Source organism: Maritimibacter dapengensis, from assembly GCF_019218265.1.
In the GTDB taxonomy this organism is placed as follows: domain Bacteria; phylum Pseudomonadota; class Alphaproteobacteria; order Rhodobacterales; family Rhodobacteraceae; genus Maritimibacter; species Maritimibacter dapengensis.
On record NZ_JAHUZE010000001.1, the window covers coordinates 357,095 to 372,398 of the forward strand.

15 protein-coding genes are annotated in these 15,304 nt (G+C 63.7%); 10 read left to right on the forward strand and 5 right to left on the reverse strand.

Annotation, left to right across the window (positions count from 1 at the left end; translation table 11 throughout):
- The first annotated feature begins 152 nt into the window (after positions 1–152).
- Genes KJP28_RS01840 through KJP28_RS01850 form a run of 3 tightly spaced genes read left to right on the forward strand, consistent with a single transcriptional unit; the run spans position 153 to position 2,517 of the window.
- Positions 153–719, forward strand: a complete 567-nt coding sequence (locus KJP28_RS01840) for an ABC transporter substrate-binding protein (protein ID WP_218390524.1) — start codon at positions 153–155, stop codon at positions 717–719.
- Positions 716–1,381 carry an ABC transporter ATP-binding protein gene (locus KJP28_RS01845; protein WP_218390525.1) on the forward strand — a complete coding sequence of 222 codons (666 nt, stop codon included), beginning with the start codon at positions 716–718 and terminating at the stop codon, positions 1,379–1,381. Before KJP28_RS01840 ends, KJP28_RS01845 begins: the two co-directional genes overlap by 4 nt.
- A complete protein-coding gene (locus KJP28_RS01850) occupies positions 1,378–2,517 on the forward strand; it encodes an ABC transporter permease (protein ID WP_218390526.1) in 1,140 nt (379 codons plus the stop codon). The genes KJP28_RS01845 and KJP28_RS01850 overlap by 4 nt, the downstream gene beginning before the upstream one ends.
- A 19-nt stretch (positions 2,518–2,536) precedes the next feature.
- Here KJP28_RS01850 and KJP28_RS01855 read toward each other — a convergent pair whose 3' ends face one another.
- Entirely contained in the window at positions 2,537–3,553 is a 1,017-nt protein-coding gene (locus KJP28_RS01855; protein WP_218390527.1) for a DUF2125 domain-containing protein, read from the reverse strand.
- A gap of 57 nt (positions 3,554–3,610) precedes the next feature.
- On the opposite strand from KJP28_RS01855, the gene KJP28_RS01860 reads away from it, so the two are divergent.
- The 3 genes from KJP28_RS01860 (at position 3,611) to KJP28_RS01870 (ending at position 7,064) form a co-directional block, all read left to right on the forward strand.
- On the forward strand, positions 3,611–4,147 hold the full coding sequence (locus KJP28_RS01860; protein WP_218390528.1) for a gamma-glutamylcyclotransferase: 537 nt from the start codon (positions 3,611–3,613) through the stop codon (positions 4,145–4,147).
- A 74-nt stretch (positions 4,148–4,221) separates the two neighbouring features.
- Positions 4,222–5,379 carry a biopolymer transporter ExbB gene (locus tag KJP28_RS01865; protein ID WP_218390529.1) on the forward strand — a complete coding sequence of 386 codons (1,158 nt, stop codon included), beginning with the start codon at positions 4,222–4,224 and terminating at the stop codon, positions 5,377–5,379.
- A complete protein-coding gene (locus KJP28_RS01870) occupies positions 5,379–7,064 on the forward strand; it encodes a peptidoglycan -binding protein (RefSeq protein WP_218390530.1) in 1,686 nt (561 codons plus the stop codon). Before KJP28_RS01865 ends, KJP28_RS01870 begins: the two co-directional genes overlap by 1 nt.
- A gap of 44 nt (positions 7,065–7,108) precedes the next feature.
- Here KJP28_RS01870 and KJP28_RS01875 read toward each other — a convergent pair whose 3' ends face one another.
- The 4 genes from KJP28_RS01875 to KJP28_RS01890 all read right to left on the reverse strand — a co-directional run bounded on the left by KJP28_RS01875 (position 7,109) and on the right by KJP28_RS01890 (position 10,746).
- Positions 7,109–8,083 (reverse strand): M23 family metallopeptidase, encoded by a 975-nt coding sequence (locus tag KJP28_RS01875; protein ID WP_218390531.1) that lies wholly within the window; start codon positions 8,081–8,083, stop codon positions 7,109–7,111.
- Positions 8,084–8,170: 87 nt separating this feature from the next.
- On the reverse strand, positions 8,171–8,941 hold the full coding sequence (cobF, locus tag KJP28_RS01880; RefSeq protein WP_218390532.1) for a precorrin-6A synthase (deacetylating): 771 nt from the start codon (positions 8,939–8,941) through the stop codon (positions 8,171–8,173).
- A gap of 154 nt (positions 8,942–9,095) precedes the next feature.
- On the reverse strand, positions 9,096–10,055 hold the full coding sequence (locus tag KJP28_RS01885; protein ID WP_218390533.1) for a fumarylacetoacetate hydrolase family protein: 960 nt from the start codon (positions 10,053–10,055) through the stop codon (positions 9,096–9,098).
- Positions 10,056–10,077: 22 nt separating this feature from the next.
- Entirely contained in the window at positions 10,078–10,746 is a 669-nt protein-coding gene (locus KJP28_RS01890) for a TetR/AcrR family transcriptional regulator (RefSeq protein WP_255552150.1), read from the reverse strand.
- A 111-nt stretch (positions 10,747–10,857) separates the two neighbouring features.
- Here KJP28_RS01890 and KJP28_RS01895 point away from each other — a divergent pair, with 111 nt between their 5' ends.
- The 4 genes from KJP28_RS01895 to KJP28_RS01910 are packed head-to-tail and all read left to right on the forward strand — an operon-like array spanning position 10,858 to position 14,858.
- A complete protein-coding gene (locus KJP28_RS01895) occupies positions 10,858–11,937 on the forward strand; it encodes a C4-dicarboxylate TRAP transporter substrate-binding protein (RefSeq protein ID WP_255552151.1) in 1,080 nt (359 codons plus the stop codon).
- Between the two features lie 49 nt (positions 11,938–11,986).
- Positions 11,987–12,535, forward strand: a complete 549-nt coding sequence (locus KJP28_RS01900; RefSeq protein ID WP_218390535.1) for a TRAP transporter small permease subunit — start codon at positions 11,987–11,989, stop codon at positions 12,533–12,535.
- Entirely contained in the window at positions 12,532–13,845 is a 1,314-nt protein-coding gene (locus tag KJP28_RS01905; protein ID WP_218390536.1) for a TRAP transporter large permease, read from the forward strand. The genes KJP28_RS01900 and KJP28_RS01905 overlap by 4 nt, the downstream gene beginning before the upstream one ends.
- Positions 13,846–13,856: 11 nt before the next feature.
- The gene (locus KJP28_RS01910) at positions 13,857–14,858 is read left to right on the forward strand and encodes an MBL fold metallo-hydrolase (protein WP_218390537.1); all 1,002 of its coding nucleotides are present in this window, start codon (positions 13,857–13,859) and stop codon (positions 14,856–14,858) included.
- Positions 14,859–15,304: the final 446 nt, after the last annotated feature.

Below are 15,304 nucleotides of genomic sequence, written 5' to 3' on the forward strand. Positions count from 1 at the left end.
CGGGTGCCGGCCGGACCGCGTCATCCCCCCTGCGCCGCACCTTGCGCCATATTGACCGGGATTCTTTGACACGGGTCAAGAAGACGTCAGCCGAGCGCGGTTTTTCGGCAAAACGCTTTGCTGACATCGGCTTGGAGCATAAGGTGGGCGCGATGAACGCTCTTGTGAAGAAACTGTCCGGCGTCGTGGTCGTGGTTCTTTTCCTGGCCGGCCCGACCGTGGCCGAACCCGAAGCATTCGTGCGGAATGTCGGGGTCGAGCTTGCGCAGGCCGCGCAGACCGCAAAGCAGGACACAGGCGCGGGCCTTGCCGCGATCACATCTGTCCTGAACCAACGCTTCTCCGTTGCGAGCCTGGCCGCGTCGGCACTGCCGGAAGCCTACCGGGACAAACGCGACAGCGCCTATGTGGAGGCCTATCGCGATTACCTCGCCCGTGTCTTCGTGCGCGAGACACTTGGCAGCGGGACCGCACAGATCGAGCCGATCGGGAACAGGCCAGGAAGCGGGTTGATCCTTGTCGGTGCGAACATAAAGCAGGACGGGAGCATCCTGCGCATGGTCGAGTTCATGTTGCGCCCCGAGGGAGCGGGGTATCGCATCGTGAACATGTCGGTCGAAGGCGTGCTGGTCACGGCCCAGCAACAAAAGGATTTCATGCCGCATCTTCTTTCCGGCGACATGCCCGGGCTCATCGCGTTCCTGACAGGCGGCGCATGAGCCTCGCGATCCATGCGTCCGGGCTGGTCAAACGCTTTGCGGGGATGGATCATCCGGCGCTGGACCATGTGGACCTGGACATGACCGAGGGCGAAATGCTCGCAATCACCGGGCCGTCGGGGTCGGGCAAGTCCACCGCGCTTTACGCGATGGCCGGGTTGATCACGCTCGATGCCGGGCAGGTAACGTTGTTGGGCGAGGCGCCGAAGACCCGCGCCGCATGGGCCGACGTGCGCGCACGGCGCATCGGGCTGGTGTTTCAGGAAGATTGGCTCCTGCCCACCCTGACGGCCTGCCAGAATGTCGAATTGCCGATGATCGGGGTCGAGACGTCGCCGACGAAACGCAAGGAACGGGCCGAGGCCGCGCTGGCGAGTGTCGGAATGGCAGGCCATGCCGGTCGCGCACCGGCCGGTTTGTCGGGCGGGGAACGCCAGCGCGTCGCGCTCGCCCGCGCATTGGCGAACCGGCCCGACCTCATCCTTGCCGATGAACCCACCGGCGAGTTGGACCGGGCCAATTCCGATCGGGTCATCGGCCTTCTCAAAGACCTGAACCGGGCCGGGACCAGTATCGTGATCGTGACGCATGACCCCCATGTGGCAGAGGCCTGTTCGCGCGAGGTGCGGATCACGGACGGTCGGTTGGAGGCGGTGCGATGACCTTGTCCGGGATCGCCTTCCGAAATCTCGCTCACAGACCCTGGCGCACCGGGTTGACATTTCTGGGCGTGGTGCTCGCCATTGCCGCTTACGTGGCGCTGGTCGGCCTCGTGCGTGGGATCGAGGGAACGCTTCTGGCGAATTTCGAAACCCGCGGGGCCGACGTGATCATGACCGAAGCGGGGGCGGCCGACATGCTTTCGTCTGTGGTCCCGGTCGCGGTCACGGATGACGTGCGCAGGGTCGAGGGGGTGGCCGAGGCCTCTCCCGAACTGGGGCGGATGACGACGATCGGCGAGGTGACGACGAGTTTCGTCTATGGATGGCCGCCCGAAGGCTGGAGTTGGGAGGCGCTTGAACTCACCGAGGGGCGTTTTCCGGTCGCCGGCGACGGTGCGGCCGAAGGCGCGGTGGGCGGCGTGACGCTGGGCGTGCGGCTTGCCGAAAGGATCAGTGCCGGGCCCGGCGACCTCGTGACCATCTTCTCGGCCCCGTTCATCGTCACAGGGCTGCACACGACCGACAGCGTTCTCAATCGAAACGGTGCGGCGATGCTGCTTTCCGACATGCAGGCGCAGACCTATCGCGACGGGTTTTCGACCTCGATCGTCGTGAGGTTCGCGGACACATTGTCGTCGACCGAGCGTGACGCCGCAATCGCCACGCTTTCCAGTCAGTTTCCGGGCCTGGCCGTGGACGAGACCGAAGCGATGGTGGACGATTACGTGAACGTACGGATCGCGCGCATCCTGTCATGGGTCGTGTCGACGGTCGCGGTCGTTTCTGCTGCGCTTGCGGTGATGAACACGATGGCGATGGCGGTGAACGAACGGCGCGGGGAAATCGCGATCATGGGTGCCGTCGGATGGCCGCGCGGGCGGATCATTCGTTGCCTGCTTCTGGAAGGTGCGTGGCTGACGGGTGCGGGGTCAGCCATTGGCATAGCCCTCGGGGTCGCCGCGGCCTGGCTTGTCGCGCGCTCACCCAATGTCGAAGGATTCGTCGAGCCCGAGATTGGCGTTTCGCTGGTGTGCGGCGCTGTAGCGCTGGGGCTTGGGATCGGTGTCGTCGGCACGCTCGTGCCAGCGGTTCGCGCCGCGTTGCAGGACCCGGCCAGCGTCTTGCGCGGAAAGTGACAACGGATCCGGCGCTTGGTCAGGGAAGGCTCAGGTCGGGGGCCTGACCGATCGGGACCGGACCCAGAAACGCACGACCATTTTCGAACCGAAGCGTCGCGTCGAGCGTATCGGGGTCCCCTGACAGCCCCGCGATCATCGTCCCGGCCCTTGTCACCGCACCGACGAGCGATTCAGGCAGGGCCCCGCTGGCGTAAGCGAGGTCGATCATGGCGCGCCAGTTCTCGGCGCGGACCTGAATTTCGCCCTCAGGCCGACCGGCGGCACCGACGGTCAGCGTCCCGCTGGCCGCGAGCGTCAACTCGCCCCATTTCGCGTCAAGGCGCGTGAGTTCGATTTCGCGCGGCTGCGGGCGGGCGCGTTCCAAAGCGTAACGGTCCCAGGGCGCGTCGAACCGTATCGTGCCGGCGACCCTTACCGTTTCGAGCGCATCCGAGAAGGCGCCGGATGCGTTCAGGCGCTCCATGAAGGCCGGATCGGGCCGCAGTCCGGCGACATTCACGTCGAGATCATAAACGTCACCCTCCCGGTCAGGTGTTTCACGCATCGAGATCAACGCGGTGTCCAGGCCGGTGACGCGACCATCCGAGGTCGTCACCGTCGCGGCGCCGATTTCAACCGTGCTTCTCAGGATCGGCAGTTCGAACTGGGGGCCAAGCGCCGCGGAAGCCCGGAAGGTTTCACTTTCGACCCGGTAGGTCTCATCGCGCGCGGCGAAGACCTGTTCACCGGGGAAAACGGCGATGACTTCCGTCGGGCGGTAGACCAGCGACAGGTTCTGAAACACGGGCGCCTGCCAGGAGATGCCGGTGTCAGGGTCCGCCAGAACGACACCTTCGATTGTTGTGTCGAGCCGATTGGGAAACCCGCCGGTGTTCAGGCTGTCGTAGCTGGCTGTCCAGCCCTCGGCGCGCCGGTCTTCGAACCAACCCGTCAGCACACGCTCCGTCCCCCGCGACGCGACGAGCCAGAAGCCGCCCCAACCGACGAGCATGAGGATCATGATCAGGATGATGATGCGCGGTGCCTTGTGCATGGCGTCCTCTCTGTTAGCTTCGCCACTTCTATCGGGGTGCCAGCAGGAGGGAAAGCGATGACGGACGGCGACATGTGGGTCTTCGGCTATGGTTCGCTGCTCTGGAATCCGGGCTTTCCCCATGTCGAGACGGTCGTCGCGACGCTTGACGGCTATCATCGGTCGTTCTGCATGCGCTCGATCCACCACAGGGGGACGGAGGCGGAGCCCGGCCTCGTCCTTGCGCTCGACGCGGCGGAGGGGGCTTCGTGCCACGGAATGGCCTTTCGCGTCGATCCGGCCCATCACGAACCGACCTTGGCCGAGCTTCGCGCGCGAGAGCTGATCTCATCCGCCTATGTCGAGCGGGTTCTGCCGCTTGCCCTTCGGGACGGGCGGGAGGTTGCGGCGCTGTGTTACGTAATCGACCCCGACCACGTGCAATATTGTCATCTCGACCTCGACGAGCAGGCCCGGATCATCGCGCGTGCCGTGGGCGGGCGGGGTCCGAACACCGAGTATCTTTTCAACACCGCCGACCATTTGTCGGAGATCGGAATCGAGGATGCGGAACTGACGTGGCTCGCACAGGAAGTCCGGCGTCTCGCGGGCTAATCGCCGCTTGGCACGGGCGGCAGGTTTCCTTATCCTCACCACAACAAAGGGAAAGTCCGGAAGGAGTTCTCCGTATGGAGCAGCCGGATCGCGGGGCCGAGCCGAAATTCGCAAGACCGTTTCGCCAGATCGTCACGATGTTCATCGTGCTCGGGCTGGTGGCTGTCGGCGTGTTCTTCGCCCTGCCGCAGGTTATGCCGGTCTTTCTGGCGAACCTTTATCTTAACGCGTTCATCCTGTTCGTTTTCCTGATCGGGCTGGTCGCCTGTTTCTGGCAGGTGATCCAGATCGCCAATTCCGTGGGCTGGATCCAACGTTTCGCCGCCGGCGTTCAGGATAGCCGCAATGCGCCGCGTCTGCTCGCCCCGCTCGCCGGATTGATGCGGGAACGCGGGTCACGGGTTCAGATCGGGGCGTCGTCGGCGCGGTCAATCCTCGACTCCGTTGCGACACGTATCGACGAAGAGCGCGATATCACGCGCTACATCACCAACCTTCTGATCTTCCTCGGTCTGCTCGGGACGTTCTTCGGCCTCGCCACCACGGTTCCGGCGGTGGTCGAGACGATCCGCTCGCTCGCCCCGTCCGATGGCGAGGGCGGCGTCGAGGTGTTCGAACGGCTGATGACCGGGCTCGAGGCGCAGCTTGGCGGCATGGGCACGGCGTTTTCCTCGTCGCTGCTGGGGCTGGCGGGCTCGCTGGTCGTCGGTTTGCTTGAGCTTTTCGCCTCGCATGGCCAGAACCGGTTCTACCGTGAGTTGGAGGAATGGCTGTCCTCGATCACCAAGCTGGGGTTCGCGCCCGGTGACGACATTTCGGGCGAGGCCGGGACGACTGCCTATCTTCAACACATGGCCGAACAGGTCGACGCATTGCGCCAGGCGATCGAGATGTCGGAAGAGGGACGCGCGACGTCGGATGCGCGGCTCTGGCAGTTGGTGGACGGGATGGACCGGCTCACCGCCAAGCTCGGCGACGACACGGACGGTGGCACCAGCCTGCGCCGCGTCGCGGAGGCACAGGAGCGGCTGACGTCGGTTCTGACGGCACGCGAGGAAAACGACGACCAGCACGGCGAAGCGGAGACGCGGATGCGGCTTCGGTCGATCGACGTCCAGATGCTTCGCATTCTCGAGGAAATGTCTGCCGGACGGCAGGAGAGCATGGCGGAACTGCGCAATGACATTCAGGCGCTGACGCGTGCGATACGGAGCCTTGGAGGGCAGCGCTGATGGCTCTGGCCCGCCGATCCGTGCGCACCGTCTCGGGCTCGATTTGGCCCGGTTTCGTCGATGCGATGACCGCGCTCCTGCTCGTTCTGATGTTCGTTCTGACGATTTTCATGGTCGTGCAATTTGTCCTGCGCGAACAAATTTCGGGTCAGGCGACCGAATTGGACGCGCTTTCCTTGCAGGTTTCCGATCTCGCCGATGCGCTCGGGCTGGAACGACAGCGCAGTTCGAACCTGCGCGACGAGCTTGGAAGCATCACTGCGACGTTGAGCGACACGCGGGCGGAAAACGCGGCGCAGGTGGCGCGGATTGCAGAGTTGACCGCTCAGAGCGAAGCGCAGGCTGCGCGGATCGCTTCGTTCGAGGATCAGGTCGCGTCGCTTCTGGCGCAACGGGATGATGCACTTCAAGCGGGCGAGGCGCTGACCGCGGATATCGCCGAACTCGAAGAGGCGCAGCGGCAACTCATCGACGAGAAGGAAGCGCTTCAGCTTGCGTTGGCGCAGGCGCGGGAGGAAGTGGATTCCGAAGCCGAGGCGGCGCGTCTGGCCGCGGCTCGGCGCGAGGCGGTCGAGGCGATGCTGGCCGAAATGCGGGTCGAGCAGGACGAGCTGGAAGCCACCATCGCCGAGCAGACCGAGGTGATTTCGGAGGCCGAAGAAGCGCGGCTCGCGGATGCGGCGGCGCTTCAGGCGCTTCGCGACCGGCTGGAAAACGCGGATGACGAGATAACGGCAATGTCGCTCGCCCTCGAGGCACAGCGCAAACGTGCCGAGGATACGCTGACGCTTCTGGCCGCGGCGAATGCGTCGCGAGAGGAGCTTGAAGCGGCGCGGGATCAGGCGTTGAGCGAAGCCGACCGACAGGCTGCGCTTCTGGCCACCGCGCGGGACGAACTGGCGGGTGAGGAGGAGCAATCGGAGGCCGCGCAGCGGCGGGTCGCGCTTCTCAACGAACAGATCGCGGCGCTCCGCTCGCAGCTTGGCAATCTTGAGAACGTGCTGGACGAGGCAGAGGCGCGCGAGGAAGAGGCGCAGGTTCAGATCGAAGCGCTGGGATCGCGGTTGAACACCGCGCTGGCGCGCGTGGCGGCGGAGCAAAGGCGGCTCGCACAGTCGGAAAACGCGCGGGCCGAGGCCGAGACGGCGCGGGCGGACGCCGAGGCGCAGACCGCGCTTCTGGAAGCGGCGGAGGCCGAGCGGTTGCGGGCCGAGGCGGCCGAGCTTGAAAACTACCGCTCCGAGTTCTTCGGCAAGCTGCGGCAAGTTCTGGGTGACCGGGACGGCGTACGCATCGAGGGGGACCGGTTCGTGTTCTCGTCCGAAGTGCTTTTCGAGGTGGGCGGTGCCGATCTCGGGGCAGGGGGACGCGCGCAGATCGCGAATGTGGCGAGCATCTTGCGGGATGTCGCATCGGAGATTCCCGATGAGATCGACTGGATCCTAAGGGTCGACGGGCACACCGACGCGACCCCGATCCGGGGAGCCGGCCCCTATGAGGACAATTGGGAACTCAGCCAGGCGCGCGCCTTGTCGGTTGTGCGTTTCATGGAAGAGGAGCTTGGTTTCCCGCCGGACCGGCTCGTGGCTGCGGGATTTGGCGAGTATCAGCCGGTTGTTGAAGGTGACGATCCGGACGCACTCGCCGCGAACAGGCGGATCGAGCTGAAGCTGACCGAGAAGTGACGGAATGACGATAGAACGGGCTGTGCCGAGCCACGTTCTGTCGATCAGTTGCCGACCATGATGCGCTGGCTGGTCAGGCTGATCGGTTTGCCATCGCGGATCAGGCGCACCCCGACGACGTATTCGCCACTGGGCCATCCGCCCTCCGGCACACCCTTGCCAGCGGCGCGAAACAGCATTGCCTGTGTTTTTTCCAATTTCACCCGGTCTCGGATCATCTGGCTGCGGTCGGGAAACAGGATTTCGATCTCGACCTCGTCGTTGGCGCGTCCACCGGCGATCAAGCCCCATCCGACAAGCGCCGGGGCGTCGGGCGGGAAATTCCGTTCGCGATAAGCGCCGGCTTTCAATGCCTCGTAGTCAGGCACCTCCGTGGCCATCCCGAGCGCGAAGATCCGGCCCGCATCGTAAGGTATGACCGTGCCCCACAGATCGTCTTCGGGTCCATCGTCTCCGCCGCAGGAAATGATCTGGTCGGTGTTGAATGGGTCGACGACCTTGCCGTTGCTTCGGACCGTCACATGGACGTGGGGGAACTGCGTTCGACCGGAGAAACCGACATCGCCGAGCGTTGTCGCGAGCGAGACGCGCTGGCCTTTCTTCACTGCGATGCTGCCGTTTTTCAGGTGGCAGTATTGCGAAGACCACCCGTTGCCGTGGTCGATCAGGACGCCGTTGCCGCAATCCCTGTTTGCAAGCAATTCCGAGGGTGTCCCGGACATTCCCGCATCCGGCATTCCGTCGCGCAGATGCGTGACAACGCCGGGTGACACGGGCCGGACCGGCACGCCCGCACGCATCGCATCGAAGGACAGGACGGCGAAATCGGTGCCCTGATGGCCGTCATAGCTGCGCGGTCCACAGGTGAAATCCGCGGCGCCGGGTCCGGGGTCGGCATCGACGTAATTCAGAATGAAGCAATCTTCACCCAACGTGCAGATCAGCGGCTGCATCAGGACCGGGTCGCGGGCGAGGGCCGGCGACGCAATCACGAGGGCGAGAAGCAATGCGCGCAACATCCCTCGATCCTAGCGAGGGGCGCTCAACCTGCAAGCAGGAGCGTCGGTGTCACCTCGGTTCTCGCTCTATCGTGAGCGCCAGTCGGTCTAGTCGATATCGCCGTCCTCACCGCGAGACAGGAGATAGGTGTCCATGACCCAGCCTTTTTCGTCGCGGGCCTCGGCGATGCGGCGGGAAATCTCGTCGCGGACTTCGCTCAGTCTGCCGGCGATCAGGATTTCGTCCTCGGTGCCGACGTATGCGCCCCAGTGGATGTCCATGTCTTCGGTGACGGAGGCGAAGGCATCGCGGGTGTCGAGCATGACGACGACGTTTCCGCCAGTGTCGGGGAGCCGCTTGGATACCTGCCGCCCGGTGGTGATCGTAAGGGGTTCGCCGATCCGGTTGAGCGCGACCTTGTGGCGTGCGGCGAGAGCCGAGACGCTGCTGATCCCGGGTATGACGTCGAATTCGAGATCGAACTTGCCCGAGGATCGGATCGCGTCGAGGATACCCATCGTCCCGTCGTAAAGGGACGGATCGCCCCAGACGAGAAAGGCGCCGATTTCGTCTTCACCGATTTCGTCCGACAGAAGCCTTTCATAAGTGGACTGCACCGCGGCCCGCCAATCCGCCACGTCGGCGCTGTAGGCCCCGGCCTTGGAGCGTTCCGGCACGTCGAAATCGACGAGGCGATAGTCGGAGCCTTCAATGAAGCGTTCGCAGATGTCACGGCGGAGACGATGCAGGTCGCTTTTGTCATCGCCCTTGTTCGGTATGAACAGGACCGATGCCCGGTTGAGCGCGTTGATGGCCTGGACCGTGATGTACTCCGGGTTTCCTGCGCCAATCCCGATGACGAGCATTCTGCGTTTCATTGGTATGCTGACTCCGTCGGGACCGTTCAGGGCGAGTTCGTGCCTCGTCCTGCCGGGTCGTCGGCCGATTTGCAACCATCGCTGACAGGAAACGGGCTGCGCGCCCGACGACCGGGGCGGGTTGCACGCCGAATTGGGCGAACCGGGTGGCCCGTCAGCCCGGTTTGACGATGCGGTTTCTCAGTACGCCGATGCCCTCGACCTCGAGTTCTACGACATCGCCGGGCGACAGGAACTTCATGTGTTCCAAACCGCACCCGTTGCCGACCGTACCGGAGCCGAGAAACTCGCCGGGCCGGATCGTCTCGGACGCCGAAATGTGCTCGATGAGATCGGCAAAGCTCCAGTGCATCGTCGAGGTCGAGCCGCGCCCCCATTCCTCGCCGTTGACCCGGCAGATCATGGTTTTGTCATAGGGATCGCCGAACTCATCGGCGGTCACAAGGCACGGACCCATCGGGTTCGCCGTGTCGAAATCCTTGCCTTTCGCGGGGCCGAGCGAGCCGCCCATTTCGGCGGTTTGGGCGTCGCGGGCGGTGAAATCGTTGAAGATCGTGTAGCCGAAGATGTGATTCATCGCGTCGGCTTTCTTCACGTCCTTCGCGGGCTTGCCGATGTAGACGCCGAATTCCAGCTCGAAATCCATGAAGTTGGAGTAACCCGGCCAGATCACGTCATGTTCATGGCCGACAACGGAGAATCGGTTGGCCTTGTAGTAAATCGGCTGGTCGTAGAACGTCTGCGGCACCGACAGGATGCCTTTTTCCTCCATCTCGCGTTCGGCGGCCTCGGGGTCGGGCATCTGGCTGGCCCTGAGTTTGCGCGCCTGTTGGAACGCCTGGATGAGGTGGGTTTCGAAGCACAGGCAGTCGCGCATCTGGGGGGGCGGTTCGATCGGGGCCATCAGCCGCACGGCGTCGAGGGACAGTTTCGCGGACCCTTTCGCGGCGTCTTCGGCCTGCGCCAGTGCGCTTTCTCCGCCTTCCGCGATCCACAGGACCGATGCGACCGCGCCGGACGAGTTGGCGGCGAGGTCCGCGATCGTTTTCCCATCGTCGATGAGTGCGCCGGGCCGCCCGATGCCGTCGCCCGTGTCGTAAGTGACCAGTTTCATGCGTTTCTCCTCCCTGAGAATCCTAGTTTCCGCGCGTCAAGGTTCGGTCCCGGTGTTTCAGACCGGCGACGAGGATCGCGCACATATGGAGCGCGGCCTCTTCCCAATCGTCAGCGCGCACTTCGCCGTCCGACAACCGGGCCATGCGTCCGTTATCCGTCATGACGATGGTCATCGCGCCGAGCATCGTATGGTAGGCCCAGTGCACCTCTTTCGTTGTCCAGTCGGGGAAGCATTCCGCGATGGCTTCGGTCAGCATCTGGGCCACGGGATCGAACATGTCGCGGAATATGCCGCGCGTTTCGGATTGCGGGTCCGACATCTCGCGCACGATGATCCGGCCGAAATCGGCGGACGGGCTTTCGCCGCGCAAACTGAACATCGGGTAGATCAGCGCCTTGACCACGAGGTCGACCCGGCGATCGAGATCGGGTTCGGCACGTGCAAGGCGCAGACCGGCGATCCGCTGGTCCATGATGGTCGGCGTGCGTTTCTCGAAGATGGCGCGATACAGCCCCTGTTTGGAGCCGAAATGGTAGTTGATGAGCGCGACGGGAACGCCGGCGGCTTCGGAAATCTTGCGGACCGTGGCGGCGTCGAATCCCCATTCCGCAAAGACGGGTTCTGCCGCGGCGAGGATGCGCGCCTTGGCGGATTCGGTGGGCTCGACCCTTTTTTTCATTGGTTTCATGTTTATCAACCGCCCGTTTGTTGAACGGTATGATAATAATCTTGAACGACTGTTCAATCCCCGTTAGCGTCTGAATCGGAGGAAACGGCGAAAGCCATCAGGGAGGAAAACATGAAGAACATACGGCTTAGTATGTCCGTTCTGGCCGCCTCGGCGGTTCTGGCGGGCAGCTCGGCTCCGGCGCTTGCGCAGGAGACATTGAACCTGACAGTGGCGACGGGGCACCCGGCGGTGTTCCTGTGGGTCAAGCATATCGGCGAGACGTTCATCCCGACGGTGAACGCGGAGCTGGCGAAGACCGGCGAGGTCGAGATCGAATGGAACGAGGCCTATGGCGGCACGCTGGTCAAGCTGGGGGCCGAGGCGCAGTCGCTTCAGGACGGGTTGATCGACGTCGGTCAGGCGATGGGCGTGTTCGATCCGGCCAAGATGGGCATTCTGAACATGACCTATGCGATGCCTTTCGGACCGACCGACGCCAAGCTGGTGACGGAGGCCGCCGAACATGCGCTGATGTCGAGCGAGGGCTTTCTTGATCAGCTCGCGGATGCGACCGGGGCAGTCTATATCGGCGGCGGCATCGCCATCGACGGCTACAATATCGCCACCACCACGCCGCTCAAGACGCGCGCGGACATGGCGGGCGTCAAGATTTCGGGTGCTGGTCCGAACCTGTCATGGCTCGACGGCACCGATGCGGTGGGCGTGCAAGGCAGCTACGTCAGCTTCTACAACGACATCAAGACCGGGGTGTCAGACGGGCTGATCGGATGGATCACCGCCAACGCGCCGGCCAAGATCTGGGAAGTCGCGCCGTATTACAACAAGGTCGATTTCGGCGCGATGTATGTCGGCGGGCTGGCCGTTTCAAAGGATCGGTGGGACGGGTTCTCGGACACCACGAAAGAGGCGTTCCGGGTGGCCGCGCAAGCCTATCAGGACGCCTATTTCGAAGAGCAGAACGCGCGGATCGAAGGGTCGACGCAGGCGATGCTGGATGGCGGCGGCGAGATCGTGGAGTTCGACGAAGCCGAGAAACAGGCGTGGATCGAAAACATGGCAAACCCGTCAAGCGCATGGATGGAGGCCGCGCGGGCGCGTGGCGAGCCGGTAGACGAGATCATGGCGGCCTATGTCGCCTATCTCTCGGACGCGGGGTTCACCTTCACCCGCAACTACATCGAAGAATGACGGCACAGGCCCCGGCGCAGGCGCGCCGGGGTCTCGCCAGGAGAGTGACGTGACGGATGTGAACGACGCGACCCCCGCGCGCGGGCAGGGCGGGGGCGGTGACGGGCCATTGGGGCCGGTCGTCGCCGGACTGAACGCCCTCGGATCGGTGTGGATCATCGCGATCATGCTGTTGATCTGTGCTGACATCACGATGCGCACCCTTTTCAACGCGCCCATCGCGGGGGTGGCTGAGATGGTGGCGTTTTCCATCGTCGGCATCGTCTTTCTGCAACTGGCCCACACGCTGAGGTCCGGGGCGCTCACCCGGTCGGACCTGTTGCTCACGCTTGTGGCGCGTAGATCGGAGCGGGCCGCACGCTTCATGCGGGCGCTGTTCAACCTGACCGGCGCTGCGCTCCTCGCGCTGACGTTCTGGTATTTCGTTCCGGTGTTGGCGAAAGCCTGGACCAACCCGGAACGCAACTTCATGGGCAACCCCGGCTTTTTCGTCATCCCGACATGGCCGCTCTACGCCCTCATGGCGATCGGCATGGCAGCGACGGTGCTGCAATACCTCGCCTCGGCCTGGGCCAACCTGAAGGGGCGACGACCATGACCGGGCTCGAGATCGGTTTCGCGTCGATCGTGGTCATGCTGATCCTGATCTACTCGGGGCTTCATGTGGCGATCACACTCATGCTCGTGAGCTTCGTGGGCGTGTGGATGATCCGTGACAATCCCGACATGGCGGCCAAGCTCATGGTGGCCGCGTTCAAGGATTCCATTTCCGACTACCTCTTCGGCGTCGTGCCGCTCTTCGTTCTCATGGGGCTGGTGGTGTCCGTCGCCGGGATCGGGCGCGATACGTTCGACGTGGCGCAGCAGGCGTTTCGCAAGATCCTCGGCGGTCTGGGCGTCGCCACGGTCGCGGCCAACGCGATCTTCGCGGCGATCACCGGCATCTCCATCGCGTCGGCCGCCGTGTTCACCAAGGTCGCGGTGCCCGAGATGCGGCGGCATGGATATACGCCGCACTTTTCGGTCGGCGTGGTCGCGGGTTCGGCGGTGCTTGGAATGCTCATTCCCCCATCGCTTCTGTTCATCCTCTATGGCGTTCTGACAGAGCAATCCGTTGGCGATCTGTTCATTGCAGGTGTGATCCCGGGCCTCGTGCTGGCAATGACCTATGGTTTGGGCATCGTCGCGATGGGTCGATGGGCGCCGGGATTCATCGGCGGGACCACCGTGTCCACCGACGACATGCCGACCATGAGTTTCGGCGAGATGGCGGCCAAGCTCGCCCCCATCGTGATCCTCGTGGCGCTGGTCTTGGGTGGCATTTACGGCGGCATCTTCACGCCGACCGAGGCGGGCGCTGCGGGCGCGGCCGGCGCGCTCATCATCGCTATCGTCAAACGCCGCCTTGGCTGGCGCGACTTCTGGCAGGTGCTGGTTCAGACCGGGCATACAACTGCCTCGATCTGTTTCCTCATCATGGGAGCGAGCCTGTATTCGCGGATGCTGGCGCTCTCGGGTATGCCGGGGTGGCTGGGCGACACGGTGCTGGGCGCGGGCTTTGGCGTGAACGGCGTCGTGATCGCGATGATCCTGATCATGGTGCTGCTCGGCACGATCCTCGACAGCGCGTCGATCATGCTTCTGGTCCTGCCCATCGCGGTGCCGATCCTGATCGGGCTTCAGGTCGATCTGATCTGGCTGGGGGTCATCGCGATCCTCGCCGTCGAGATCGGGCTGCTGACCCCGCCCTTCGGGCTTGCCGTCTATGTCATCAAGTCCACGTTAGGGCCCGACACCGACATCACGCTGGGACAGATATTCAAGGGTGCGGCGCCCTTCGCCCTGATGATGGCGCTGGTGCTCGCGCTCGTCTTCATCTTTCCGTCGCTCGCCACCGCACTTCTCTAGGGAGGAAACTCATGTCGAAATGGAAATTTACGAAAGGTCTGCACGATCTTGGGAACGGCTGCTGGGGATACCTCGTTCCAGATGGGTCCTGGGGCTGGTCCAACGCGGGGATCATCACGGATGGAGAGGCGAACCTTCTGGTCGACACGTTGTTCGACCTGAAATGCACCAAGGAAATGCTGGACGACATGCGGGCCAACGTGCCGGGTGCGGATGACATCGGCATCCTCGTGAACACGCATGCGGATGGGGACCACACGTTCGGCAACCAGTTGGTCAAGGGCGCGCGGATCATCGGGACCGAAGGAACCGTGGCCGATTTCAATCGCTTCGACCCGAAAATGCTGGACGAGGTGAACCGCAACCCCGCCAAGTTCGGCGCAGCGGGCGAGTTCATGGCCGAGTGCTTCAAGCCGTTCGATTTCTCGGGGATCGAGCTGACCCCGCCGACGGAGACCTTCAAGGACAAGATGACGATCATGGTCGGCGACAAGCGCGTGGAACTGATCGAGGTCGGCCCGGCGCATTCGCTGGGCGACGCGCTGATCTATGTGCCCGAGGACAAGGTGCTCTACACCGGCGACATCCTGTTCTCGGCGGGCACGCCGATCGCGTGGTATGGCCCGGTCGTGCGCTGGATCAACGTGTGCAACATGGTGCTCGACATGGATGTCGAGGTGATCGTCGCGGGCCACGGCCCGATCTCGACCAAGGACGACGTGCGCAAGATGCGCGACTACCTGATGGACGTCACCGAAATGGCGCGCCCGCTCTACGAGCAGGGGGTCGATTTTCTCGACGCCGCCTACAAGATCGATCTGGGCGACTATAAGGATTGGACCGATGCGGAGCGCGTGATCGTCACCATCCAGACGCTTTACGATGACTTCGAGGCGGCGGACGAGCGGCCCGTGCGTGTGCCGATCCCGTATTTCGAGATGATGAAGAACATGCGCGATCACATGGGCAAGCCGCGTGTTCACGACGAATGGTGCAAGGCGCACGATCACTGAGGCATTGGGTTCCATGGCGAAGGCCTGACGTGCGTCGTTCGGGCTTCAGCGGAGACGCCGGTTCACGTTGATTGCTGTGTGAAGACCTGCGGCAGGGGGTTCGGGCGACTCGATCGTTCCAACCGAAAACCGCCAAAACGAGTCTGTTGGCGAGACTGCGACCGTGCCGGTTGAACGGCGACGGCGGGCATCGGTGGATGTTCGCCGTAATGCCGCTCATTCGGCGAAACCTCGCTCGTCTTTCACCACAACATGATGCGCGCCTGCATCAGATCGGGCCAACCGCTGGGCGGGAGGCTTCACGTCATCGCGCCGGATTTTGCACAAGTGCGCCATGGGTCGCCCCTTGGACGGTGAGCAGTATTTCCGTCGAGAGGTGGCGCATCGGTCCATCGGAGCGGGTGGCCGGATTGAAGAGTAGCTCTTTCTGCTTGGAGTGAAAGATT